Here is a 1,323-nt window from a genome sequence, read left to right as displayed (position 1 = left end):
TACCTTGGAACTTCAAACACTGACAAGTCGCCCCGTGGGTTCATGGGGCGGATACCCACATTCCACCCTAAACACTAAATTCAACGCATAGTGAAAATGCCACGCGTTGCGAATCCATCTTGAACAGTTTGTTAGCCATCAATTCTTTACTTCGTTCAAGATTTCCTCTAGATAAGTTCTAATAGCTTTTGGTTGTGGTTGTTCTTTTTGAAGGACTGAATATGCATCTTTAAAACTTTCCCTCTTTCGATTTAAAGGAGGATCAGAAATTAAGATGGCTAGAGCTTCAAATGTATCAATATAAGTTTCAGGACTAATCTGACGTTTTCCCGGTATTGTAACCCCGCCATCAATCTTTTTGGGAGCTGAAACACTATAAAATGAAAACATATCCCACCGACCAGCCAAGCGATCTGTTAAGTGATCTCTTAGTCTTTTACCTATACTAGTTTTAAATGCCTTACCTACATAGATTGTTTTAAAATCGTTATGTAGTACGTAAATTCCTTTAGCGTCCCAAAAGTCTATTTCTTTCTTAGAATTATCCTCGAACTTAACATCTCCTAGTAGCTGACCACAGTTCCCAGCCCCTCGGCTACCCCAATCAATTATCTCTGGGTTCCAAAATGTTCCATATGCCTTGATTAACATTTAATTCTCCTTGTTACATTGTTGGCTAACGAATGACATGGATTCCCCCTACCGAGGATCTGCCACACTTATGTGGTACTAAATTGCACCGGAGGCACCATGTCTGATTATTCTTATTTCTGCGGTATCGACCTAGCTAAAAACCACTTTAGCCTTCATGCCGTAGACCAAAATGGTAAAGTCTTACTTCATAAGTCAGTAACCCGCTCTAAGCTACTGACTACAATAGCAAATATGCCACTCATGCGTATAGGCATTGAAGCGTGTGGTGGCGCACATTATTGGGTAAGAACACTCAATAAACTCGGTCACGACACCCGCATGATGGCTGTTAAATACGTGGTTCCTTATCGAACTAAAGGGAAGAACGACCTTAATGATGCAGTAGCTATCTGCGAAGCTGTTCAGCGTCCATCCACTCGCTTTGTGCCTGTAAAATCCCCCGAGCAACAAGCCATCTTATCGGTACACAGAATGAGAGAGCATTGGGTTCGCGAGCGCACTGCGCTTATGAATCGCATGCGCGCCCTACTCTCTGAGTTCGGGTTGATCATTCCTGTTGGCCGCTCTTCATTAATGAAACACGTTCCCTTAATGCTCGAAGACGCAGAAAATGCACTGCCACACCTCGCAAGAACGGTGATTGCCGATGCTTATCACCACCTTGGAGAA

2 protein-coding genes are annotated in these 1,323 nt (G+C 43.1%); one reads left to right on the top strand and one right to left on the bottom strand.

Features of this window, described 5'->3' with window-relative positions:
• Nucleotides 1-138 precede the first annotated feature (138 nt).
• A complete protein-coding gene (locus ACED60_RS25650) occupies nt 139-651 on the bottom strand; it encodes a GIY-YIG nuclease family protein (RefSeq protein WP_371728733.1) in 513 nt (170 codons plus the stop codon).
• 99 nt (nt 652-750) lie between these two features.
• On the opposite strand from ACED60_RS25650, the gene ACED60_RS25645 reads away from it, so the two are divergent.
• The coding region (locus tag ACED60_RS25645) for an IS110 family transposase (protein WP_371728732.1) at nt 751-1,323 on the top strand (573 nt) is incomplete at its 3' end.

Origin of the sequence: Vibrio sp. 1F279 (assembly GCF_041439815.1) — a bacterium.
Taxonomy (GTDB): Bacteria; Pseudomonadota; Gammaproteobacteria; order Enterobacterales; family Vibrionaceae; genus Vibrio; species Vibrio tasmaniensis_A.
Note: the sequence above shows the minus strand (reverse complement) of the source record. Positions and strands in the feature narration are given on the sequence as shown.